This window comes from Pseudoalteromonas citrea, from assembly GCF_000238375.3.
In the GTDB taxonomy this organism is placed as follows: domain Bacteria; phylum Pseudomonadota; class Gammaproteobacteria; order Enterobacterales; family Alteromonadaceae; genus Pseudoalteromonas; species Pseudoalteromonas citrea.
In genome coordinates this window covers 119,503-144,281 of the sequence record NZ_AHBZ03000027.1, presented here as the reverse complement: position 1 = coordinate 144,281, position 24,779 = coordinate 119,503, and the positions used below count along the sequence as shown (strand labels likewise).

At 38.4% G+C, this 24,779-nt stretch carries 23 protein-coding genes; 20 read left to right on the top strand and 3 right to left on the bottom strand.

Features of this window, described 5'->3' with window-relative positions; genetic code table 11:
• Positions 1-6 precede the first annotated feature (6 nt).
• The 15 genes from PCIT_RS18845 to PCIT_RS18775 all read left to right on the top strand — a co-directional run bounded on the left by PCIT_RS18845 (position 7) and on the right by PCIT_RS18775 (position 17,094).
• Positions 7-711 (top strand): helix-turn-helix transcriptional regulator, encoded by a 705-nt coding sequence (locus PCIT_RS18845; RefSeq protein ID WP_010361985.1) that lies wholly within the window; start codon positions 7-9, stop codon positions 709-711.
• 120 nt (positions 712-831) lie between these two features.
• Positions 832-2,979: a DUF6351 family protein gene (locus PCIT_RS18840; RefSeq protein WP_010361984.1), complete on the top strand. Its 2,148-nt coding sequence runs from the start codon at positions 832-834 to the stop codon at positions 2,977-2,979.
• Between the two features lie 65 nt (positions 2,980-3,044).
• Entirely contained in the window at positions 3,045-3,392 is a 348-nt protein-coding gene (locus PCIT_RS18835) for a gamma-glutamylcyclotransferase family protein (protein WP_010361982.1), read from the top strand.
• Positions 3,385-3,660 carry a hypothetical protein gene (locus tag PCIT_RS18830; protein ID WP_010361981.1) on the top strand — a complete coding sequence of 92 codons (276 nt, stop codon included), beginning with the start codon at positions 3,385-3,387 and terminating at the stop codon, positions 3,658-3,660. Before PCIT_RS18835 ends, PCIT_RS18830 begins: the two co-directional genes overlap by 8 nt.
• Positions 3,661-3,917: 257 nt before the next feature.
• Positions 3,918-4,676 carry a hypothetical protein gene (locus tag PCIT_RS18825; RefSeq protein WP_010361980.1) on the top strand — a complete coding sequence of 253 codons (759 nt, stop codon included), beginning with the start codon at positions 3,918-3,920 and terminating at the stop codon, positions 4,674-4,676.
• Positions 4,677-4,938: 262 nt separating this feature from the next.
• Positions 4,939-7,725 carry a TOMM system kinase/cyclase fusion protein gene (locus PCIT_RS18820; RefSeq protein WP_010361979.1) on the top strand — a complete coding sequence of 929 codons (2,787 nt, stop codon included), beginning with the start codon at positions 4,939-4,941 and terminating at the stop codon, positions 7,723-7,725.
• Between the two features lie 26 nt (positions 7,726-7,751).
• Positions 7,752-8,960 carry an IS256 family transposase gene (locus PCIT_RS18815; protein ID WP_192992771.1) on the top strand — a complete coding sequence of 403 codons (1,209 nt, stop codon included), beginning with the start codon at positions 7,752-7,754 and terminating at the stop codon, positions 8,958-8,960.
• A 407-nt stretch (positions 8,961-9,367) separates the two neighbouring features.
• Positions 9,368-10,147 carry a hypothetical protein gene (locus PCIT_RS18810; RefSeq protein ID WP_157592815.1) on the top strand — a complete coding sequence of 260 codons (780 nt, stop codon included), beginning with the start codon at positions 9,368-9,370 and terminating at the stop codon, positions 10,145-10,147.
• Complete coding sequence (locus PCIT_RS18805; RefSeq protein WP_010367391.1) at positions 10,137-10,802, top strand: hypothetical protein; 666 nt, start codon at positions 10,137-10,139, stop codon at positions 10,800-10,802. The genes PCIT_RS18810 and PCIT_RS18805 overlap by 11 nt, the downstream gene beginning before the upstream one ends.
• An 11-nt stretch (positions 10,803-10,813) precedes the next feature.
• The gene (locus PCIT_RS18800; protein ID WP_010367389.1) at positions 10,814-11,347 is read left to right on the top strand and encodes a hypothetical protein; all 534 of its coding nucleotides are present in this window, start codon (positions 10,814-10,816) and stop codon (positions 11,345-11,347) included.
• A gap of 48 nt (positions 11,348-11,395) precedes the next feature.
• Positions 11,396-12,253: a BMA_0021/BMA_0022 family TOMM bacteriocin gene (locus PCIT_RS18795; protein WP_010367387.1), complete on the top strand. Its 858-nt coding sequence runs from the start codon at positions 11,396-11,398 to the stop codon at positions 12,251-12,253.
• A gap of 38 nt (positions 12,254-12,291) precedes the next feature.
• Complete coding sequence (locus tag PCIT_RS18790; protein ID WP_010367385.1) at positions 12,292-13,047, top strand: phytanoyl-CoA dioxygenase family protein; 756 nt, start codon at positions 12,292-12,294, stop codon at positions 13,045-13,047.
• A complete protein-coding gene (locus PCIT_RS18785) occupies positions 13,037-14,188 on the top strand; it encodes an amidohydrolase family protein (protein WP_010367383.1) in 1,152 nt (383 codons plus the stop codon). The genes PCIT_RS18790 and PCIT_RS18785 overlap by 11 nt, the downstream gene beginning before the upstream one ends.
• A 3-nt stretch (positions 14,189-14,191) precedes the next feature.
• Positions 14,192-16,288: a YcaO-like family protein gene (locus tag PCIT_RS18780; protein ID WP_010367382.1), complete on the top strand. Its 2,097-nt coding sequence runs from the start codon at positions 14,192-14,194 to the stop codon at positions 16,286-16,288.
• A gap of 212 nt (positions 16,289-16,500) precedes the next feature.
• A complete protein-coding gene (locus tag PCIT_RS18775; RefSeq protein WP_010367381.1) occupies positions 16,501-17,094 on the top strand; it encodes a porin family protein in 594 nt (197 codons plus the stop codon).
• A gap of 71 nt (positions 17,095-17,165) precedes the next feature.
• On the opposite strand, the gene PCIT_RS18770 is transcribed toward PCIT_RS18775, so the two are convergent.
• The 3 genes from PCIT_RS18770 to PCIT_RS18760 all read right to left on the bottom strand — a co-directional run bounded on the left by PCIT_RS18770 (position 17,166) and on the right by PCIT_RS18760 (position 17,936).
• Positions 17,166-17,372, bottom strand: a complete 207-nt coding sequence (locus PCIT_RS18770; RefSeq protein ID WP_010367379.1) for an EF-hand domain-containing protein — start codon at positions 17,370-17,372, stop codon at positions 17,166-17,168.
• Between the two features lie 76 nt (positions 17,373-17,448).
• Entirely contained in the window at positions 17,449-17,670 is a 222-nt protein-coding gene (locus PCIT_RS18765) for a hypothetical protein (RefSeq protein WP_010367377.1), read from the bottom strand.
• A gap of 50 nt (positions 17,671-17,720) precedes the next feature.
• A complete protein-coding gene (locus PCIT_RS18760) occupies positions 17,721-17,936 on the bottom strand; it encodes an EF-hand domain-containing protein (protein WP_010367375.1) in 216 nt (71 codons plus the stop codon).
• Between the two features lie 391 nt (positions 17,937-18,327).
• On the opposite strand from PCIT_RS18760, the gene PCIT_RS18755 reads away from it, so the two are divergent.
• The 5 genes from PCIT_RS18755 to PCIT_RS18735 all read left to right on the top strand — a co-directional run bounded on the left by PCIT_RS18755 (position 18,328) and on the right by PCIT_RS18735 (position 24,730).
• The gene (locus PCIT_RS18755) at positions 18,328-19,764 is read left to right on the top strand and encodes a sensor histidine kinase (protein WP_010367368.1); all 1,437 of its coding nucleotides are present in this window, start codon (positions 18,328-18,330) and stop codon (positions 19,762-19,764) included.
• A 2-nt stretch (positions 19,765-19,766) separates the two neighbouring features.
• Positions 19,767-20,315, top strand: coding sequence for a hypothetical protein (locus tag PCIT_RS18750; protein WP_010367366.1), 549 nt, complete (start codon positions 19,767-19,769; stop codon positions 20,313-20,315).
• Complete coding sequence (locus tag PCIT_RS18745; RefSeq protein ID WP_010367364.1) at positions 20,312-21,622, top strand: sigma-54-dependent transcriptional regulator; 1,311 nt, start codon at positions 20,312-20,314, stop codon at positions 21,620-21,622. The genes PCIT_RS18750 and PCIT_RS18745 overlap by 4 nt, the downstream gene beginning before the upstream one ends.
• 156 nt (positions 21,623-21,778) lie before the next feature.
• Positions 21,779-23,731 (top strand): methyl-accepting chemotaxis protein, encoded by a 1,953-nt coding sequence (locus PCIT_RS18740; protein WP_010367362.1) that lies wholly within the window; start codon positions 21,779-21,781, stop codon positions 23,729-23,731.
• Positions 23,732-23,899: 168 nt separating this feature from the next.
• On the top strand, positions 23,900-24,730 hold the full coding sequence (locus PCIT_RS18735) for a substrate-binding periplasmic protein (RefSeq protein ID WP_010367361.1): 831 nt from the start codon (positions 23,900-23,902) through the stop codon (positions 24,728-24,730).
• Positions 24,731-24,779: the final 49 nt, after the last annotated feature.

Sequence of the window (24,779 nt, the reverse complement as noted above, 5' to 3'; positions counted from 1 at the left end):
ATCCCTGTGCACAAATCTGAGCGACTTTTTCAGTTGGTAAACGTTTTAAAAGGCAGGCGTTTTGCTATGACCGCGCAACAATTAGCGGCTCATTTTTGTGTATCAGAACGCACCATCTATCGAGATATTCAACATTTGCAATGCTCTGGGGTGCCCATAGAGGGAGAAGCGGGTATTGGCTATCTTATTGCCGATCACGCGTTGCCACCCATGATGTTTAACGTTGAGGAGTTAAGCGCTTTGTTGCTCGGCAGCAAAATGGTTGGCGCATGGACAGATCCAACGTTAAGTGAGCATGCGCGCTCAGCCATGGCCAAAATAGAAGCTGTTTTGCCTAACCATTTAAAGCAGTCTCAAGATAGCTCGCCTTACTTAGTGTCTAGCTTTAGTCATAACGAAAAGCAGCAACAACTTAATAAACAATTACGTCAAGCAATTGAAGGGAAACACTGTCTTCAGCTTAGCTATAGCGATGTTAATAACACGGCAACACAACGTCAAGTCGAACCGCTCGGTTTGGTATATTGGGGCGGAAAATGGACACTCGTCGCATTTTGCCTACTGAGGTCAGATTACCGAGAATTTAGAGTCGACCGAATACAGTCAGCATGCACACTTGACGTTTATTTCGAGCCACATAGTGAAAAAAGTTTGTCTCATTATGTTGCACTTGTTACAGCAAAATACGCGAATTGTTCAAACAACGAATAACACCACCCTAATAATTTTAATAGCCTCATACGCTTATATGTATTTTACAAAGTAATAACAACAAATTGTAAGGGTACCGCCTACACTTAAAAGTATGACGGTTAACCAATTTGGTGATGCATGAAAACATACATAAAATGGTTGGCAGGAAGCTTTTTTACTATTCTTATCATAGCATTAGGATGGCTTTTTTTTGGTACTAACGACGCTTATAGCTCACGTCAAGTGAAAGCCATTGCCACAGCTACAAGCAACCCTATCTTGAATTTTCACCCGCATATATCTCATAGTCAGCGCCCGTCAGAAACATACCCATTCCCTATTCCTATCGGAGAGGTGGGACCAAGTACTAACCTATATTCTGGGCCAAATCAGTACCCATTTTTTTGTATGTCCATTGATTCTGGACTTGGACTGCCTGAAGTCGATAATACAGACGGTGAAGGTGTGACAGTATATGACAATCATGGGACTTTACTTGGCTACAGCAAGGATTGTGGCGTAAAAACTCGGCTAGAATATTACACGATAGATGAAAACCTCTCTGCAATAAAATTGCCGGATAATGAAAACATAGCAGCCTTTAAGGGCCCGTTATTTAGGGTAGAGCGAGGCACCATTAACCGATTTATTTACACTATGATAGTGCCTATATTACCCAAAGAAGCCCAACATAGAAGCGATACTTCAGTCTGGAACAAACGGCTTATTTATCAGTTTAATGGTGGTTCTGGCATTGGCTATAGACAAGGCCGTCAAACCGCATGGAAAGTGATGAAACGTCAAGCCCAACAGTTACTTGATGGGTATGCGGTAATAAGCTCTAGCGGTAATAAAACCAGTTACACCTATAATATGTTACTCGCTGAAGACACCGCAAGGCGTGTTAAGAAGCAATTTACCAGCCTTTACGGCGAACCACTGTATACCGTGGGTATTGGCGGCTCTGGCGGTGGTTTAGCGCAATACCTAATTGCCCAAAATAGCACAGGGATCTTAGATGGTTTACTCCCCTTGTATAGTTACCCTGATATGATCACGCAAACCACTTATGCACTCGATTGTGACTTACTGAATAACTATTTCACGTTTAGAGCACAAGACAAAAAAGTCTGGCGTAATTGGGATAAGCGCCGCCTTATTGAAGGTATGAATGCTATTAATGGCTTCCCACAAAGAGCTGGATTTTTACAGCCAATAAATCAATTAATGGCGGGATTTATTCCAACTTTACCTGAAGGAAACAGTGAATGTATCAATGGCTACTTCGGATTATCTGCGTTTATAAATAATCCGAGACAAGGTTTTTTACGTGCATTTTTTGCAGACTCGGTAGTAGAGCAGACCCAGTGGAGCTATTGGCAAGATATGCAGCACATTCTCGGTAAAGACGCTCAAGGTAACGGGTTAAGTACATGGGACAATGTGGGAGTGCAATACGGGTTAAATGCATTCAATAACAATGAGATTTCGTTTTCAGAGTTTATTGATATTAACCATAATATCGGTAGCTGGAAGCCTCAAGAAGATATGCAGCAAGAGCAAATCGTTACTCCGTTTGGAACAAATATTCCGCTTTGGCTATCACTATGGGGCAACGAAAATATTACCACCCCATCAACAGCCCCTGCGACACGCCACCAAGGAAACATTCATGCGATGACCGCAGCCTACCGCTCTGGTCAGGTATTCATCGGAAAAGTGACCCTGCCTATTATTGATGCCCGTCATTATTTAGAAAATGAGCTGGATATGCATCATATGTCTGCGTCTTTTTACAGTCGCCTGCGCATTGAGCAGTCACAGGGGCATACTAAAAATCATGTGATTTGGGTTGCCCATAAAGATCATGATCCTACTCAAGCCGCATTTGCAATGATGGACAAGTGGCTGCTTGCTTTATCAGATGGTAGCCCTGATGATGTGCTAAGCGCAAAACCCAGCGAGCTTCAAGACACATGTTTTGACAAAAATGGGGATATTTTTGCGGCGGGTAAAGGTGTGTTCAATGGCAAATGGAATAAACAACCAGACGGCAAATGCCAGTCGCGTTTTCCTATGTTTAGCACCAGCCGTATTGAGTCTGGTGCGCCATGGGCTGGAGATATGTTCAAGTGTGACTTAATGAGCATTGATGCCGCCCTGAATAGAGGCATGTATGGTGCCACAAAGATAACGGAAGAGATGGTCACCCAACTCCGCGCAACATTCCCAGACGGGGTTTGTGATTATAATGGACGAGATTTAGGGCGGCCTTTAGACATTTAAGTTGCCGCGCTTTCCAATATTCTGCTATTGTAAAGCGCATTTATTTACCTATAAGGGCAACATTTGTGGAAGCACTATTTTCATACGGCACCCTACAGCAACAGCAAGTGCAACTTGACACGTTTGGTCGGTTACTTGAAGGGCAAAGCGATGCTTTATTGGGCTATCAAGTAGGTGAAGTTGAAATCACCGATGCAAAAGTCATTGCCAGTAGCGGTAAAACACATCATCCAATTTTAAAATATACAGGTAATGAACATGATGTAGTTACCGGTACTGTTTTCTTAATTTCAGCATCAGAGTTATCTCAAGCGGATACCTATGAGGTTGATGCATATACTCGAGTCTCAGCTTCTTTGCGCTCAGGCAATACCTGCTGGATTTACGCCGCTGCTGAGCAAAACAATGACTAAAACTGAAAAAAAGACAGAGCAATTACTCATAAAGCAACTGACAAATGCCTGTGAAGAGCTAAAGCTACATATTGACTCTTTTGAATACCTCACTCACCACGGGCAATTGAGTAAACTCAAACAAACCCTAAAAGTTGAGGTTTTTTGCACCGCTACGTGCTCTGGGCAACAACTTAAAAAAGCCTTATCTGTTATTAATACTGAACTAAAAACACTGCAACTCACGCTCAAGCCACATGATTTGATCATGACAGTGATTGCTGACTAGATACATTTATTCGTCACCTTAAACCAATTAATTATTGCTGCGGCAAGTCATATCAGCCGCATTAATTATATAAAATCAGACCTAACGCACAGACCCTCATTATTATGTATTTATAACCCTCACCGCTTTCAATTGTGAATAAATCTTATAAAGTGTATTTTTTTGTAAAAACTCTTTAAATACCATCTAATCAAAAGGTAGAATAACCTCTCTAGAATTACCGCTACCTAATAAATAGATTAATCACAGGGATGAAAATGCACCTATTAAAATATACATCATTAACCCTTGCAGTCAGCCTACTTGCTGCCTGCTCATCAGAAACAACCGAGTCAGCGGCTGTTAAAACAGAAGCCATTTGGTCTGATATCTACATAACCTCTAATGGCCAAAATAGTCGAGTGATCGCAGAGCTAAATGTTTCAGGTAGAAACGGTAATAATTTAAAGTTAACCAACGGCGATGAGCTTCGCGCAACGGTTGGTTCAACGGTCAAAGTATTGGAAGAAGATGACAGTGATGCCTTTGATGTAGATTACCGTGCAATTTTTGATGTCGCAGTCGGTGACAGCGAGTTCTTAGTGCAGCTAAACCGCATCAGTGAGAATAAGGTCTTAACCAACACGATCACTTTACCTCCTCAGTATCAAATACTCGCGCCACAAGCTGGCCAACTCTACAACAAAAACGCTTCAATTGAGGTCGAATGGACCAAAAGTGGTGCCAATGACCAATTCAGTATTCAATATCATACTGAATGTACTAAAAAAGACGGCGATAAAATATCTTCAACAACCTCCTTTGATAATGTATCTGACGATGGTGATTTCACCATAAATTTATCAAATATTGAATTGTACAAAGATGTCCAGGTAAATACAGATCATGACTGTAATGGATCATTATTATTACAACGGTTGCGACACGGTCAAATTGACCCAGCCTATGTCAGCAATAGCCGTACTTTTGCAACCCAAGAAAGAAGACTAGACAATCTTACGATAACATTGAAATAACCCAATACTTTAGGGTGTTCACCTAGTGTTCACCCTTGCACGAATTGCTCTCAGTAAATTATAAATTAAAAAATCATATATAATTCATCAATTAAAGATTCCTTCCCCCTGACCGATAAGCTAATCTATAGAAGTAAATTTGTGTAACGAACGCAAGGAAGAGCGCGAACGCTGTGTTAACACAAATCATAAAAATATAAACGTAACCAGGACGTTATACAAAGGATATGGTTACAAACATACTATTGGATTCAAAAAGCTTATGTCGCTCACACAATTTTCAGATCAGTACATTACTGATCGCTTTGATAGTGCCCACTATGAACTTATTCATAAAATTGGTGAAGGTGGATTTGGAAAAGTATTTAAAGCCAAACATAAAAACACAGATCAATTTGTTGCAATAAAATTCTTAGCGCTAGAACCTCACCTAGAAGAACAAAAAAAGCAGCGCTATATAGAACGTTTTAAACGTGAAACACAATTAAGTAGCCAATTACAACACCCGCATATTGTACGATTACTCGACAAAGGTCAGATAGACGATCACCTCCTTTTTGGCGTGTTTGAATACGTTGATGGTATATCGCTGCGCCAACACCTCACACAAGAAGGTGCACTCAATGCGGTAGATGCAACCGATGTTATGCTGCAAGTGTTAGATGCTTTAATTCACGCTCATAGCAGAGGGATCATTCACCGTGACATAAAGCCAGCCAATATTATGCTGGCAAAATCTGGCGCTAAAACCTATGCCAAAATACTCGACTTTGGTATTGGCACCTTAGTATCTGAACATCGCCAACCCGATTTCAACACACTTACACTCACTCAAGAGACGCTAGGCACTCCTTCATACAGTGCTCCTGAACAATTACGTGGCGAACCGGCAACGACAAAAACAGATTTATATGTTTGGGGACTCGTTTACTTAGAATGTTTAACCGGGTTACCTGCTGTGACAGGTTCAAGTATTGCATCGATTTATCATAAGCAGTTGAGTGATGTAAATGTACCTTTGCCTGCTCCACTACTTGGCCACCCACTTGCCTCTCTCCTCAGAAGAATACTCAAGAAAAATGCGATAGAGCGCGTGATCACATCACAAGAGAGCTTTAATGAACTCAATAGCATTAATGTAGCCAACCTCGTAGGTATTCTCACCAAAGGCGAAGCACAACACGGGTTTGATGACGAAACGGTTATTCTACGTAAAGACGCAGAGCAAAGTAGCAATACCAATCACACCCTGCTCACAGAACGCAAACAAATTACGGTGCTAGCGTTAAAAATCAGTATCGCTGAAGTCAACACAAACACCAAAGACCTAGACGTCATCGATGCGTTGAACAAAGCACAGTTAAACCAGTGTGTTGATATTGCCACGCGTTTTAACGCCTACCATGTAGGTACCCTCGGTGACATGCTACTGTTTTACTTTGGCTTTCCTGTTGCCAGCGACAATGACACTCGCCTATCTGCCCGTACCGCCCTTGAGATCATGAGTGAAATGTCAAAAAGAGATGCATTAATGCAAGATGTGCATGGCATTTCTTTTAATATACATATAGGTTTACACACTGGCATATTCGTCACCTATGCCAATGCTATCCCTGAGGGACATATTACCAATACAGCGATGGAGCTCGCACGCTGCGCTCAAGCGAAACAAATACTCTGTAGTGGCGATTCTCGCGCTATTTTAGAACCTTACAGTGAATTTGAAGGCACTAAGTTACCAAATTTACAACAACCAGGTTCACCAGCAACGGTTTATAGCTTAAAAGGCGAAAGGCAAGTTGAAGCGTTTGGCTTTATGCGAGGCACACGGAATAATCACGAATTAATTGGCCGAGAAAAAGAACTAGATAAAACCCTGTCTGTTATAAAGGCCGAAAATACTCAAAGCCATTTAACCCATATTCATGGTGAGGCAGGAATTGGTAAATCTCGTTTACTACAAGAAATACGTAGCCATGCAGGCCAATACCAACACTTGGTTGCGCAGTGCCTACCCGAGCATCAAAACAATGCACTTTATCCTGTACTCACCCTTATTAGGTATTTATTCAGTACAACAAAACTTGATGCTCCCAGCGCTGTTAAGCTATTCAGCGATATAATAACCCAGCAAAACGACAGTATCGCAATAGAGCAAGCTCTACCAATATTACTGATTTGGTTAAACATAGAACTACCAGAAAACATACCGGCATCGACACTCGCTCCAGATCAACAAAAAGCATTACTATTTAGTAGTTTAACAGCATTACTACTGAGCAAACATTATAGTATTAGTGAGAATAAGCTATATATTATCGAAGATATCCACTGGGCAGATACCACGACAATAGAGTTTATTCAGCACTTTGCAGGGCAACTAAACACAAGCAATGTGTTGATCAGCACATCTCGACAGCAAGTGCCTACATCGCTAAAAGACCTCACGTTAATGGAAGTGAACCTTAATAAGTTAACGGCACAAGCCACTGAAGACTTTATCATTAGGCTATTTGATGATCAGCCAGTTTCACGTAATGTACTCAACATACTCACCAGCAGAACCGATGGTATTCCATTATTTATCGAAGAACTAGTAGGCATGTTAAAGCAAAAAGCCTTGGTCAGTGTCATTGAAGGTGAAATTAACTTTGTGAGCCCAGACAAACTAGATCAAGTACCTAGCAGTTTACGTGAATCACTCCAGCAAAAGCTCGATAGCCTCGTTCACGCTAAAGAAACCGCTCAGCTTGCCGCCACAATCGGACGAGAGTTTGAATATGACTTATTAGTTGCAGCATCATCTCTGAGCGAAAACCAAATTCAGAATGACCTGAATGAGTTGATAGCCAATGACCTGATTATTCAGCAGAGACGAGTGAGTAACGATAGTTACATATTCAAACATGCTTTAGTGAGAGATGCAGCGTATGAGAGTATGGAAGCAAAAGCCAAAACACAGTTTCACTCAGTAATAGCTGACTACTTACAAAGTAATGAGCAAGGTTCAAGAGCCTGTAATTTAAATTGTGTATCTGCTTATAATTAAGCCAGTAATGGCTGAGGATAAGCAATATGGATAAGAAAGCTCTAGAAGCCTTCGCTCGCGAAGCAGCTAAGTCGATTAAGACTCCTTCTGATCTTGATGACTTTAGGAAAATGTTAACCAAGGTGACGGTTGAGACAGCCTTAAATGCTGAACTTAATGAGCACCTCGGTTACGAAAAAAACTCACCAACTAACGATAGTAACAGTCGAAATGGCTACTCATCTAAACGCCTAATTACAGACGATGGTGAGATCCAGTTAGAAGTCCCTCGTGACCGTGACGCGTCCTTTGAACCCAAGCTTGTTCGTAAACATCAAACCCGATTTCAATCGATGGACGACAAGATCTTAAGCCTATATGCCAAAGGAATGACCACCCGTGAAATCGTCGCAACATTCAAAGAAATGTACGATGCGGATATCTCCGCCAGTCTAATATCTAAAGTTACAGATGCTGTTTTAGAACAAGTGGTTGAGTGGCAATCTCGCCCGCTTGATACGGTCTATCCCATCGTTTATCTCGATTGCATCGTCGTGAAAGTACGCCAGAATAAACAGGTTATCAACAAAGCCATTTATCTCGCACTTGGCGTAAATATGGAAGGTCAGAAAGAACTTCTTGGGATGTGGATGTCCGAAACCGAAGGAGCGAAGTTCTGGCTTAGCGTGCTCACCGAACTTCAAAATCGAGGCGTGAATGATATCCTCATCGCGTGTGTAGATGGCCTGAAGGGCTTTCCTGATGCCATCAACGCTGTTTATCCAAAAACTCAAATTCAGCTCTGTATCGTACACATGGTGCGAAACTCAATGAAATACGTCCCATGGAAAGACTACAAGGCAATTACCGCTGACTTAAAAGAAATCTATCAAGCAACAACGGAAGATGAAGCCCTGTTGGCGTTAGAGCACTTTGGTGATAAATGGGATGAAAAGTACCCTCAAATCAGCCGCTCCTGGACGGCTCATTGGGATAATCTCAATACTCTATTTAGCTACCCTCAAGATATTCGTAAAGCTATCTACACGACAAATGCTATTGAATCTCTGAACAGTGTGATCAGAAAAGCGACCAAGAAACGTAAACTGTTCCCGACAGATGAATCCGCTAGCAAGGTGGTGTACTTAGCGATAATGGATGCTTCCAAGAGGTGGACAATGCCTATTCATAACTGGAAGCAAGCTCTAAACCGTTTTATGATTATGTTTGAAGACCGACTAACTGAATACTTGTAACTAAGAGCAGTTACACAGAATTATTTACAGGGTCAGGTTCAATTGATATTCATAGTAAATGCGGTCGGCATTTTTATTTATCAGAAAAATATGAGCTCTCAATAAATTCATTTTTAATTGTATTAAAGCACAACTCTTTCATCAACGACTTTCAAAACTTTTATAAGCTTTTAGAAGAAATACATAATATAAACTCATTCATTAAAAATAAAAGTGTTTATATAAAAAATAAGATAGAGTTATCATCCATTCTATTAAAGTCTAAATCCAGCCAATTGGGTTATGGTCACCCAAGTATTCGTGAGATTTCGTTGGAAATAATTAGGAGCTTTAGGAGGTTAGATACTAGCGACAAACACGAAGAGAATCTATTTAGAGCTTATTGGTTTTTGATGCTTTACCACCACATGAACAACAATAAATTGTTGACAGTAAAATATTCGAGTAAAATCATTAATGAATTTGATACCAAAAATAAGATTTATGTTCACATAGTCTTAGCAAAAAGTTACCTTTTACAGGGAAAGATTAGCTACGCAGATAAACAAATAAAAAATGCAAACTTGATATTAGATAACTTGGATAGTGAGCATGATCTAGACCTTAGTTTTGGTATATCATATAAATCGATGATGCTAATGGTGTCGGGCTTATTAAATGCTTTTCAATTAAATAAAACGCTTGCTTTTGAACATATTAATTTAGCTATAGAACTGGGTAAAACGAATAACGATCATAATGCTGTAGCTCAATCTTGTTGCTACGCTAGCTTTATCTGCCTAATGTTTACTAATGATGAAATTGACTATAAAGATCAAGCTAGGCAGTATATAAACATCTTAGACAGCCACTTTTCTAAATTTGGTTCACTAGATTATATATTACCATGCTTGGAGCTGATAAATGGATGGCTGAACAAAGACTCTACTTTGATATTAAAATGGACCAATGATGAAACATTTATGAGCGGTATTATGTACAGCATGTGGATTTCATTTCTTCTTAGTGTAGAAAATAGAAAATCAGGTGAAATTACAAGCCATCTCAACAAAGCTGAAAAGATTTCAGAAAAGTTCTTTCAACCAAGATTATATAAGCATCTTAATATTTTCCCTAAAAAAGAAATTGACTTCTACATTAGGAATGAAAACTTGTGGGCACTAGAGGAAATGAATTATGAGGCTTGATAATGATGGTTTTTTAATTCTGAGAGGCTTAATAAATAAAAAAGACTTAGAAAAAATTCAAAAAGAAGTAAATAAAGATTTTTTCAAGTCGAACAACCTTAAAGAAGAGAGTGAATTAAATTTAATTACAGCACATAAATCTGTAAAGAAATGCAATGTAAAGTATTTATCAATGGGCTATGAAAATAAGCTTATTGACAGAGAGATAAACAACCTCGCCAATTCGAAAATAAAGAATAAAATATCAGAATTAATAGATAAAGATTTAACTTATGAGTCAGGTGGAAGCATTATAACTTTATTCCCTGAAGAGCTTACCGGTTACCATGTTAGTTATCACCAAGACGAAGACGTTAGCGATAAAAACCCCAATCGAATTCATGTTATTACCCCGCTAACGAATGAAAAATTAGACCTAATTCAAGTATTAAGCTCAACGCATAAAGTTGGTACTTTCAAACACTCTTTATTTGGTCCATTAATAAAAATTGAAGATGAAAATTTAGAAAACCACCTAAAAAATGAAATTGATATAACACTTAATTTTGGTGATTTTTTAATATTTTATACTTCATTAGTTCACCGCGTTAAAGACAATATAAATTCCGATAAATCTCACTGGATGTTGAGATTCATTTTAAAACACAAGAAATAAAGGTATAAATCATGACGATTAAAAAAGCCAAGGCACCTGTATTAGGGCTAGTTTATAACTTAGTTTTTGATCCAAAGGTACGCTCTGAATTCAATAAAACACCTAAAAAAGTTGCCGAAGTTTTCGGGCTTACAGAAAGTGAATATGATAATTTAATAACCGCAAATAGCACTGGTGACTTTCAGACAACACTAGGTGAGCTTCTTTCAAAAGAGGTAGGTTCACAACTATCTAAGCCTCAGTTATTAATTCCTAATTCAGAAGACTATATAAACACACCAACAATTTCAGCAACATATAACCTTCTTCATAATGGAAACGTTTCTGACTATATTCAGCATGAAGAGGGTAAAGTCACTGAAGAAGATAAACAAAGGTACACAAATTTCTTCGATACTTTTGGTATCAGTGATAAAAAAGTACAAGAAGCTTTTGAGACTTGGGTTCCTGAAGTCAATGAACTGACAAAGTCTATAAACTCTGAGCTGAAAGAAGTTGTAAAAGAAGACTTTTCTAAACCAGATGCGGATCCCAAATTTAGCTAGCAATTTAAGCCCTATAATTACTTTATAGGGCATATTTAAAGGAATACTATGAAAAATATAAACCATTGCTTTTTAAGCTTTAGATCTGCCTTTGTTGGAGCCATAGCTAAATCATGGCATGATCATGAGTACAAAAAAAAATTTATTTCCACCTGTAAAAACACGAATAATGACATTTTAAAATTTTTAGAAGAAAACCCCGCATCAGAAAATACAAGTTTTATAAGCCCTTGGAAAAACTTATCTATACAATTTCGATATAAAAATTTAGTTTGGAATCCCGTTGATGGAAGAAAGTGGCTTGGTGATAATAGTGGAATAATTTTAAATATACCTAAAATACCTGAAAAAAATGATAATTCAGCAGAATTTTTGGCTAGGTATTATAATATATTTCCAACCTTTTATGGTTTAATTAACCATTCACCTAAGAAATTAATAAGTGAAGAAGCTATCAACCATAATACGCCCTTGATAGATTACACTGAATCACACTTATTTGATGTTGATATGATTAGTTATACTGATGAATCAATTAGACATTTCTCAGCTGTTATTATGGAGGCTATTGCACTATATTGGAGAAATGAAGATTTTCGAAATGAATTAACTCCTGAATCTGAAACTAATAAAATCAATGATGGTGATATCGTTAATGATAAATCTCCTGTTTTATCAAAATGGCTAGGATTTAAAAACCCTTGGGACATGAATATTCTATTCAATTATGATGACAGTTTTGAGTTAACAGAATCTAGTCTGGCCAGTAACTCTATTCCAAGTAACGTTATATGTTTAGCCTATCCAGAGTCACCTTCTATTACTTCTGAAGATAATACATTACTGCCAATGGCTTTAGCTAACTACAATCAAGACGGCTCTATTTTGCCGTTCTCCTGTTCATAATGATGTAAGGGTGATTATTCACCCTTCAATTATCTTATATGAAAAAATCATTTAAAGAATCAGGGTATACTAAGCTTTCAAATATATTTGATAAATCTATTATCAATAGAGCTTATATAGAATCTCTTGAGCTTGTAGAAAAAATACGGGCGGGTAAGTTAAATAACTCAAGTTCTTATAAAAAAGACAGTGTAATAAGAACAATTAATCCACATGTTTTCTCTCCTGCCATTAAAGAACTCTTGACAGAATCTAGGCTTGGTATTGAAGCAGCGACTGTTACCAAAAGTAAAAGCATTCAAATATGGGGGAGCCAGTTATATGTCAAGTTGCCGCAAAGTACAAACTCTACCGTTGGTTTACATACAGATTTCCAATATGTAAAGTGTTTTAAAAATAAAGTTTTAACTGCTTGGATACCTTTAAATAACATCACAATTAAAGCAGGCAGCCTTATATATATCCCAAAATCAAACTCTTTCAGTGACTCAATTGAACATTTAACTGATGCAGATTGTAAAGATATAAATAAACAAAGAGAAGTCATCAAAAATAACTTACCTAGTTCATATTATTGGGAGGAGGTGATTTCTGATACTAATATTGGAGATCTTTTTTTTCATGACCATAAAACTATTCATGGTAGTAACCCTAATATGACTCTGCGTCCAAGAATAGCTATTGCTGTTGGGCTAGTAACAGATTCAACCGAATTTGAAAAAAAGCATGATTACTTTGGATACATTAATCAACTTTCACATAAAGAGGTATGTCCAGTTATATATGAAAAATAAAATATACAAAATAATAGATTGCGACAGACATGTTATCGAACCAATTGAAATTTGGAAGCATTACTTATCATCTTATTTAGATGGCATACCAAAAATAGAACTAAGCTTTGATAACGAAATGAAATTGTCAGAACGTGTTTCGCAAGGTTTCCCGGCTTTAAGCCTTCCCCCAATATACAAAATTGCGGGTGAACCTATTTTAAGTAATTGGAATATTGAACAACAAGTCGCGACAGCTTTAATAAACTCGCAAAGTATTAAAGAACGAAAATCTGCAACGAACCCGGTAGATCAACTCAAATCCATGGACGACACAAACGTGTCCCAAGCTTTAATATTTCCTACGTTTGCTAACTATATAGTAAACCACAAAGATTTAGATTCACGCTCCTCTCTTGCCTATGCAGAAGCTTATAATAAATGGATACGAGATTATTGTGCTCATAACCAAAAACGATTATTGCCTGTTGGTCTAATAAGCCGACATGACACTTCTACTCTTGTAGAACAGGTTCAAACTATAGCCTCTTTTGGTTGGAAATCGGTTGTTCTTAGACCTGAACCAATACTTGGTAAAAGCTTGGGCCACCCTGATAACGATGATTTTTGGAAAGCTTGCTCAGACTTAGGCATTATTGTTAGCTTTCATGGCGGGACGCATTTACAAGGCAACACTGTTGGTATGGATCGATTTAGCACCAGGTTTTCATTACATGCTTGTTCTCATCCTATGGAAGCGCAAATGGCTTTTGTGTCTTTACTTGAAGCAGGTGTATTAGAACGTAACCCTTCTCTTAAATTAGCATTCTTAGAAGCTGGTTGCTCTTGGGTCGCACATTGGCTATGGCGATTAGACAATATTTGCTATAACGAATTTCCTAGCCTAACTAAAGAAAGTATCACTATGCTACCATCAGAATACTTTAAAAGACATTGCTGGGTTGGTGTTGAAATAGGTGAGCCACTTAAAGACACTTTAGAGTCTATAGGGCATAAAAAATTGATTTTTGGTAGTGACTATCCGCATCCTGATCATCTGCATTTTGATTTAACTGAAATTGCTCAAAAGCTCCCAGAATTAAACAATAAACAGTTAACTGATATTTTAGAAAATAACCCTAAAGCACTTTTTGATTTATAACATATGCTAAATAAAATACCTAGATGGTCGAAATATTACACAGCTTACGAGCTGAAAAACAGAGATTTATTGATCGTTGGCTGTGAGCAAGAGTTTTTATTTACCAATGAGAAATATCCCCTTTTTCATTTAATTAATGGTGACCGTTCTTTGAGTGACATAGTTACTCAATCTTTGTCAAGTAATCAAGCGGAACACTTTTTATATTTAATTGATAAATTTGTCAAGCAATGCGATTTTTTAGATTTTGTTGACGTGAATACTAAGAATAATAATAAAAATAATGATCTTGAAGTAAAGAAAATTAATACCACTTTAACAGTGCTTTCAAGTGATTATGATTGTACAGCACGAACAATAAGTAAGGTGATTAAAGAGAGTTGCTCGAATACAATTTTTTTTATTGCTCATAGCTTTATTGATCAATTTTTATGTAATGAATTAAATACTGTCACTCAGAACTGTGAATTTTCGGTCATAGTAATTACCTATACAAAAGTACTTATATCTCCTTTGTTTAATGACTTGAGTGAATATATAAAGTTTACAGAACTTCTAGAACGAAACACCCCAGTTGCCCAAACGTTTAAAACTTCTCTTGATGTTAAATTTACAAGGCCATTACCACCGGGTATTCAACCAAACTCACTCGCTACATTAAAAGATAGGTTTAAAGATACATTTATCTGCCATACAAATTCTAAATCTAAAAATTTAACTGAATTATCATTTAAGTCTAATGAAATCATAGAACATAGTTACACACCGCTTATTTACTCAAATAGTTTTTTGAAAAATAAAATCACTTTGCAATCTAAACCACATTTTAATAGCAAAGATGGTGGCTCTAGGTGCGTTGACGCTTCACTCACCGTAGAAAAAATATTGCCTTTTGTAAGCCCTTTAACCGGCTTAATAACTCATCTAGAACCCTTAAAAAAAGAGGTGAATAGTCCAATAACTATATATAGAACAGGCTTTTTCAAGACATTGCCTAAAAACAAATTACACACCATAAAAAATGATAGTTTTGTACAGGCTTGTTTGGGTAAAGGGGTTTCAAAAGAGCAATCTATGGCCAGTGCATTGTGTGAAGCTATAGAAAGAAAAAATGCTCAATTTTTAGGTAATGAACAATCATATTTATCAAACAGAAAAAGTTTAAGTGCAAGAGCTTATGGTTTTGAACAACATTCTTTTTATAGCGCTAATCAATTTGAAGCATTTAAAAAATCAATTTATTCAAATGAAAATAAAATAGTTGCTGTCCTACCATATGATGGTACTGACATTAACTGGCATTCTATATGGTCTCTTTCTCATAATGTATCTGTCTATGTTCCTACTGTTCTTTGCTTCGCAAATACCCCTTTCGAGGAAGATAAATTTGGTAAATGGCAGTCAAATGGTTGCGCCGCAGGTAACAATTTAGAAGAAGCCATTTTGCAAGCTTTGTTCGAGTTAATTGAACGAGATGCCACTGCTATTTGGTGGTACAACAAATTAGAAAGGCCAAGCTTTGACTTAACACGATTGGACCCTGATTATTTAAACCCATTACATCAAACCTTAAATAAAGATCATGATTACTGGGTGTTAGATTTAACGGTTGATACAGGCGTGCCGGTTATGGCTGCAATTGGCCGCCACAAACAAAGTAAGGGTTTAATATTTGGGTTTGGATGCCATTTAAAACCTGAAATGGCAGCCCAGCGAGCCCTAACTGAGTTATGTCAGCTCATCCCCATTCGTAATCAAAACGGTGCTCCATTTGATTTTGATGCGATTGACCTTCAAAGCTACTTATTTGCTAATGATCAAGCACCAAGAGGGGTATATGCTTTGTCTGAGACTCTTGATATAAAAGATGATATTTTAGCCATTGTTGAACACTTAAAATGCCTTGATTTAGAGACCTTAGCTCTTGATTATACTCGCCCACCTATACCAATACACACAGCAAAAGTGTTTGTACCAGGGCTTTGTCACATCTGGCCTCAGCTCGGTAACAATCGCTTATATAACACACCAATTAAGTTAGGCTGGTTAGATGAGCCACTAAACGAGCAAACCATCAATCAGCAGGGTTTATACATATAACTCATTTATGTGCATTACGGATCAAACCGTTTCAAATAAACCAGAGAATCACACCGCTCCTCTGGTTTATTTTTTAACGCATATAAACCTGCATTGACGACATGTAGCTGACCTTTACACATTTTTACTTTTATTCCATGCCATCAGAATTTAAATTCCGTATACTGAGCTCAAAATTACCTATTCACTCGCATCTTCCAAAAGGACACTTCATGAATAAACTTATGCTTGCCAGCATTGTTGGTCTGTTACTTACCTCTCATACAAGCCAAGCTGAGATTGGCGTTACGGCATACGCTGGGCAAACTTACAGTCAATCAGTAACCACAACTCGACAACAAAAACACGAGTTTTCTGATGACACGCATTACGGATTTAGTGTCGACTGGCATGAGAATGATACCAAATATGGTTTTTTCTATAGTAAATACGAAGGTGAATTTGAAGAGAGTACGATACACAAAATAACAACAGAATATCTCCTGTTTCAAAGTGCCGTATATCGCCCTGTTTCTGATGACCTAGATGCATATATCGGTATGCAACTGGGTGTGAATCGCCTTGATACGAACTTTGCAGAAGCTGATTCATTCTTTGCTACCGGTTTATTTGGTGGCTTAGAATATCAAGTAATGGATAGATTAAGTGTAGGTACAGAGGTACGTTGGCTGGCAACCATTATCGACAATAAGTCTAAAGTTACGTGTGATACTGATCCAGAAACAAAAAATATGTGCAGCTGGCATTTTAATAGTGAGAACCTAAGCCAGGTTCAAGTCAGTGCTAATATCACTTACCGCTTTTAATACATATAATTATATGAAAAAAGCCTAAGTTTTCACTTAGGCTTTGCGCGTCAAGTAGTACGGGAGACTACTTATTGATGAAACTCTTTTTCTGATAATTTGCCATCTTTGTTAGTATCGAGTAATTCAAATGCCTTGCGGATAGAGGCTGACTGTGCAGCTTCACTTTGGCTAATAAAACCATCTTTGTCTGTATCTAGTGTTGTGAAATCCGCGGCTGTCGCCGAATATGCGACAGTCAGAGTTCCTACAATCAAAAGTCTGCTTATTAATTTCATTACTTTTCCTTTTTAATAAAGTCTGGGCACCTCTTTCAGTACGAATAGCGCCTCATTAATTGCCTTGCTGTACTTCTTATAATTGAAAGTTGAGAAACTCACTGCGGCTGAGTAACTTGTCTTTATCAGCGTCTAACTTGGCAAATTGCTCAGTTAATAGCGTGTTCGCTTTCGCTTCTTTAACACTTATTACACCATCATGATCAGTGTCTAAATCAGAAAAAGACAAACCCGATGCAAAACTCATTGCACTAATTAATGTTAGGCTCGTTGCCATAAATACATGGACCAATTTCATGTTGTACCCTCTTTTTTATATGAGATAATCTTAAAAATAAAACGTAATATTCAGTTAAAAAAATCAAATTCAGCGCGTGAAATACCGCCGCTATTGTCGACATCTAAATCTTTAAATTGCGCCATAAGCCTTGGAAGCTGCTTTGACTCACTCAAGCTAATTACGCCATCGTTGTTTCTATCTAACTGTTGAAAAGTCAGCACGCCTGTCTGTGGTTGTGAAAATAACCCTGCTGCACCACTTAGTAATACCACTGTCATGTACATTCGTAAGCTCCTGTAATATCGCCTTTATCTAACTTATTCGCCACGCCCTATGCTCAGCTACCAATCTACTTAATTTCCGGCTTTCACATCACTTAGTGAATGTTAAGAACATTTAGCGTGCACTAGCTAGCTCTACCTTTTGAGAAGCTGCAACGCCAAACAATATGATTGAGATAAGTCGCCGATTGCTATTGGGATATATCAACTATGATGCCAAATATAAAATTCACATTTAAATCATAACGTTACAGTGAGTGGGGAGTATTAATTCAGGAAGCATTAAGTCGGGCTGTTGCTAAATAGCGACATCAACAATTATAAAATAAATAATTTATAATAAAATCAGCAAGTTATAAAATCGCAATTTAGCAACACTCGTTCTGGAAATACAATGAATACGACAATAAAGACTGTTAAAAAGCGATTTATTTCGTCTTATAAACGCGTTAAGAGCACGCCTCAACGGTTTTTTTCACAATCTTTGGGCTTGCAAGCAAAACTAGCCCTAACGATTGCGCTGCTACCTATCATCGTGTCGGCAGTTTGGTATGCAAAACACTTATCTTTAGAGCAACAGAAGATGCATCAGTCATATGTTATAAATCATGACCTTATAATTGAGTTTTCAGCTATAAAAGAAAGTATTTCAGCGCTTGAGAAAGCACAAAAAAATAATACATTGCTAGATAGCCCCGCTTTACAAAATAGTATTAATAAAAAGTGGAAGGCCACGCGAAAACGCATTACGTTACTGAAAAATAGGCTAATGGAAAATGTACTTGTTGCACAATGGCAACAAGTACTTACCTTATCACCAACCTACAATGCACACTTAGTTAATTATTCGGCTCTGAGTCACGAACTGCAAACCACAGAAAAGCTGTTTCATCGCGCTTTAGCAACGCGGCTCGCTGAACAGCGCACGTCTTTCTCTGACAAAAATTACGGCCTACTCGCGCTATTACTCATACTCGTAACGCTATTTATTGTCTTTAGCCTTATGCTAATTCGCCGCGTAACACATCAGCTTTATACACTTGAACATACCATTGTCCAGTTAGGCAATGGTAAATATGTCAGGAACATTGAGCTACAGGGGAGTAATGAGCTGGAAAAGCTAGGACAACGGCTGAATTGGCTTAACGAGGCACTTCAACACAGTCATGCCCAAAAGGACTCTTTTTTACGCCATGTTACGCACGAACTAAAAACACCTTTGGCATCATTAAGTGAAGGTAGCAGTCTCTTACAAGACACCTGCATGGGTTCATTAAGTGGGCAGCAAGAGCGTATCGTCGAGATCATGCAAGGATCGGTAAAGCGCTTAAATACCTTAATCGACGATTTACTCAGTTACAGCGCCGCCAGCCACCCATTGAATACTCAGCAGAAAAAAAGCTTAGTGGCAATAACGACTGATTTGAAAACACATTTTACCTCTCAAGCGTCTAACTCCAGCAAAAAGCTCATATGGAATATTGGTCAAAATTCAGCTTATATGCCCTACCTGCCCTGTAAAATCATATTAATTCAGCTTGTGAACAATGCATTGCAATATGCTGATCAGAGTATTCGTATAGAAGTGTATAGCAATGAAAATACAGCGACCTTTTCTATTTATGATGATGGCGTAGGGATTGACCCTTGCGAGCTAGCTAACATAACACAGCCATTTTTTCGCGGTCAGCATAGCCATAACCATATTGGAAGTGGACTTGGTTTATCAATTGTCGCCGAGTCGGTCAAGCACCTGCACGGCTCTATCGAGTTTAACCCGCTGTCACCTGGTACACATGTGTGTGTCAAAGTGCCAGTAAGAGGAAAGTAATAATGCGTTTATTATCTTTATTGCTGGCGCTTTGTTTGATAAGTGCATGCCACTCAACCCAAAAGATGGATACTGAGAACAAAGCAAAGCCCCTGCCAACACAACACTATGCGCCGGTTGCTATGCTGTTTCAAACCCATTATGCAATTTGTAGCACGAATGCCTTATCAACAACTGATAGGCAAATGCACACGCTGCCAATCCACTATCAACAACACCAAACACTTAACCTATTTTTCACCAAATGGTGTAACAGCCCTTCCACCACAACACAATTAAGGTTACTAAAAATATTAGTCGAACAAAATAAATGGCCTGACGAGTACGCTATCTATTTCAACTTTATGAAACGTAGTACCCAAGATTTACGAACGCAAAAGTTGGCCAATATCGCGCTCAAAAAAAGTCTAGAAAGCACAGAGTACCGACTAAAAAACTTGCAAATTACACTGATTGAATTAAAAAAACAGTTAACTCAAGTAGAGTTGCAGCGACTTAACCCCTCAGTGCCAGAAATACCAACTCAACTTAGGGAGGAAGGAGCATTATGAACAAGGCAACCATATTACTGGTCGATGATGATCAAGCATTTATCGAACTATTGGCAATGAGGTTAGAATCGAATAATTACCATACACTGCGTGCTTATCGTGCCACTCAAGCGTTAAAAATACTACAAAGTGAATCGATTGATTTAGTCATAACAGATTTAAAAATGGCCCATATGGATGGTTTTGAGCTATTTGAAAAGATTAAAAGTGATCATTTCGCTATGCCAGTGATCATGATGACAGCCCACGGTTCAATTCCAGACGCCGTCGATGCAATAGAACAAGGTTTTTTAAACTTTATAAGCAAACCCATTGATAGCCAAACACTCCTCCATACAATAGAAAAGGCACTTTTTAGTACAACAAAACCTCAACCTTCGTTGCAGAGCAATAATTACTTTGGAATTTCATTCAAAAGTGCAGCGATGCGCCACGTCGTTAATCACATTCAAGCCTTAGCACCCAATAGTGTGAATATACTTATACAAGGTGAAAGTGGCACGGGTAAAGAAGTAACAGCAAAAGCGATTCACCAAGCCAGTGGCTATGCCTCAGGCCCCTTCATTGCCATAAATTGTGCGGCCGTCCCTGCGCATTTATTAGAATCAGAGCTGTTTGGCCATAAAAAAGGCGCGTTTACTGGTGCAATCAATGATAAAACGGGCCTTATTTTGAGTGCAGATAATGGCACTATTTTACTCGATGAAATCGGCGACATGCCATTAGACTTGCAAGTAAAGTTACTACGCGTGTTGCAAGAGCGAACCGTTCGGCCAGTAGGGTCTCATACTGAGCATAAAATCAATGTGCGCTTTTTGTCTGCCAGCCACAAAGATTTACAGCAAGCAATCGTGAATAAAGAGTTTCGAGAGGATTTATACTACCGACTCAATGTTGTATCAATCACACTGCCTAGCTTACGTGATCGAATCGAAGATATTATGCTGTTGGCCAATCAATTCATTACTGAACTTTGTGATCAACGTAAGTCAATCAACCCGCAGGCAATAACACACCTGCTAAATTATCATTGGCCCGGTAACATTCGTCAATTACACAATGTGATTGAACATGCATTGGTACTGACACCCGGTAAATTAATTACTGAAGAAATCGTATTAAAAGTACTACCAGCGCAACATGAGCGGCACTTTCAAGGGCTCAATGAAGCAAAGAAGCAGTTTGAATATGACTACCTTAAAAAAGTCTTATCGCTGTCAGAGGGTAATGTAGCGGAAGCAGCCAAACTGGCACAAAGAAACCGCTCAGATTTTTATAAGCTCCTAAAAAAACATGAAATTAACTAAACAGATACAAGATACTTAGCGAAACAAAGTTTAACTATTTTATTGTGAATACTTGTACAAAATCAGATAAATCTGAGATTGTGTGTATAATTTATAAAGTTACACATAAACACATAACAAATGTAACCAAACATCACACAGTCGCAGGAGTATCAAATGAGAATGCGCCAGAAGCTCATTATGAGTTTTTTATTAACGGTGATAGTGCCTATTTTAGCCATTTCATTGGTGAGCATTTCACAAACTAAACAAGAATCTTTAGAGCGTTTTTTAGACTCGTCTAGTAATGAAATACGCCAAGTTGAAAATACCTTTGTTCTTTTCTTTGAGCAAATGAAGAATAACGCCCGCTTCCTTGCACAAAGTAAATTGGTAAGTGATTTACCGAATAATATTAGCAGTTACATGGGCCCAGAGCGCATGATGTCTCCTTTAGACAATGACCCACAAGAAGCCGAGATATTTGAACTCTTTACCGCATTCGGGGTAACCCACGAAGAATTGCTGTTCGTTTATTTGGGTTCAGAGCAAGGGGGCTTTATTCAATACCCAGCTGAACCCCTAGGAAATTATGACCCTCGACAACGCCCTTGGTATAAAAATGCCAAGAAAACACCACGCGATGTGATTGTTACTGAACCTTATCAAGGTGTTACAGGGCAAGCTATGGTGTCAGTGGCAACGGGGATCTATAAAAATGGCACATTTGCAGGTGTACAGTCGTTAGATGTGACTTTGTCTACACTCACAGATATTGTCAGCAACATTCGCTTAGGTGAAACAGGGTATTTAATTTTAATGGATGGCAATGGTGTCATTCTCGCCGACCCAAAAAACCCAGATAATAACTTTAAGAATATTAAAGAGCTCAGCTCGCCTTTATACCAATCGCTAAATTCTGACAGAGATAAGTCATTTTTAACCATTGAAACGGGTGATAAAACAGTCACAGCAAAACCTTATCAGTCTGATGCCTTAAACTGGCGTTTTGTGGCCATTATTGACGAAGATGAGATCTTATCTTCTGCCTATAACATGTCAGTGAGTATCAGTATAATCGCACTTATAATGTTAGTGATATTTGGCGTTATCGCTGTCGTACTTGCAAATAAAATTGTCTATCCGATTGAACGGGTATCGGATGGGTTAAGAGATATAGCACAGGGTGAGGGCAACTTATCGAAAAGGCTTCAAGTGATTGGTAATGACGAGATAAGTGAACTCGCCACTTGGTTTAATCAATTTTTGAATTCAATTAATGTTTTGGTAAAAGACATTCAATATAATGCGCACTCTCTAAATGATGCCGCCCACCATTTTGAAACACAAATATCAGACATTAGAACCCAATGCCACAACCAGTCAGACACCGCTAATCAGGCGGCTCACAACACTGAATCAGTCAACAATATGGCGCATATTGTGAGTCAAAATTGCCAAGAATCTCTCAGTGAAATAGATCAAACAGATGAATGCACACATACTGGTAACAAGCTTATCGGCAATACCGTTACGCAAGTGGCTCAACTTAATAGCTCACTAAGTGGTTCGGCTGCAGCAATGAGCCAATTAGAAAGTGAAAGTAACAACATTACTAATATTTTAAGCGTTATACGTGGCATAGCAGAGCAAACCAACTTACTTGCACTCAATGCTGCCATTGAAGCGGCTAGAGCAGGCGAACAAGGCAGAGGGTTTGCCGTGGTTGCCGACGAAGTAAGAACGCTCGCACAACGTTCACATGATGCAACACAAGAAATTGAACACGTTTTGACAAAGTTAATTGATCAAACTCGCGCTGTATCCGAAAAAATGACCCAAAGCGTCAGTGCTTCCAATGATGCAATTACTCAATCAGAGCAAGCACACCAAGCGTTTGATGACATTGCAAACAGTGTAACTAAAGTAAAAGCATTAATAGCAACCATCGCCCAAGAAGCCAGCCAACAAGGTGTGTCAGCCAGTGAAACTCACACTCAAATTCAAGGGGTGACCGCATCCGTCGCGCAGGTGAGCCAGTCAACGGATAGCCTATCAGAAGGCGCAACTCAACTTGTTGATTTAGCAGATGGGTTAGACAACCTAGTAGGTCGATTCCGCATTGACTAAATAGGCCCAACAACTGTGCTTTTATAAGCTTGAGTGAGTTTAATAAATGTGGCATATTTATTAAACTCACTCACGTAAAGCTCTAAAAATAAAGGTTAAATTCTGCATCTAGGTTAGTAACCATAATACCTTAGCTGAGTAATAGAACTAACCACACAAAGGCCAACAATGCGTACACAAAAACTGAGCGTAAGCCACATAAAGCGCATGTTCATGTGCCTGTTCATACTAGGGTGTGCACCGTTATTGCTAGCCAAAGAACACGTCTGCGAAAAAACCATAACCATTAGTGCCGCTAATGATTGGCCGCCTTATTCTTATAAAGAAAATGATGTGTTTAAAGGGCTTGATATAGATATCATTGAGCTGCTGTTAAAAGATATCAATGTTTGCTGGAACTATGTGGCTTACCCCTCGTCGAGTCGGGCATTTAGCGAATTTAAAAAAGACCATGTCGACCTCATTTTCGCTGCAAGCTATACTTCTAATCGCCGAGGATTTGCTGAGTTTAGTGTCTCCTATCGGGCTGAAGTTATGCAGTTGTTTAGCCATATATCACAACAACCGCTCCAAATAAACGCGGAAGGCACGTTACCACTTGCCCTTAATAACGCAATAGTGGCTATCAATAGAGGCAGTGTATACGGACCGGAATTCAGCCATTTTCAAGCTCAATGTACCGATTGTGTTATCGAAATGAGCGCATCAATAGATCGTTTTGAATTAATAAAACACAAACGTGTTAATTTTGCCGTAGAAGATTTACTCAGTGGGGCTTACATAATAAAAAATAACGCTCAGCTCAGTCAGAGCGTGCGTACAACTCAAATCATGATTCACAAAAACCCTGTACACTACATGCTGCGCCCTGGCATGTTCAGCGAAAAAAAATTACGTGAGTTTAATCTCGCCATAATCAACAATAAAAGCCGAATAGAAACACTCACCAATCAATATAAGGCTCAACTCACCTCCAACAAACAATATTTGAAGAATTAATTAGGGAGCAATTCATAACCGATTAACCCGCCAGCATTTACTATGCTGC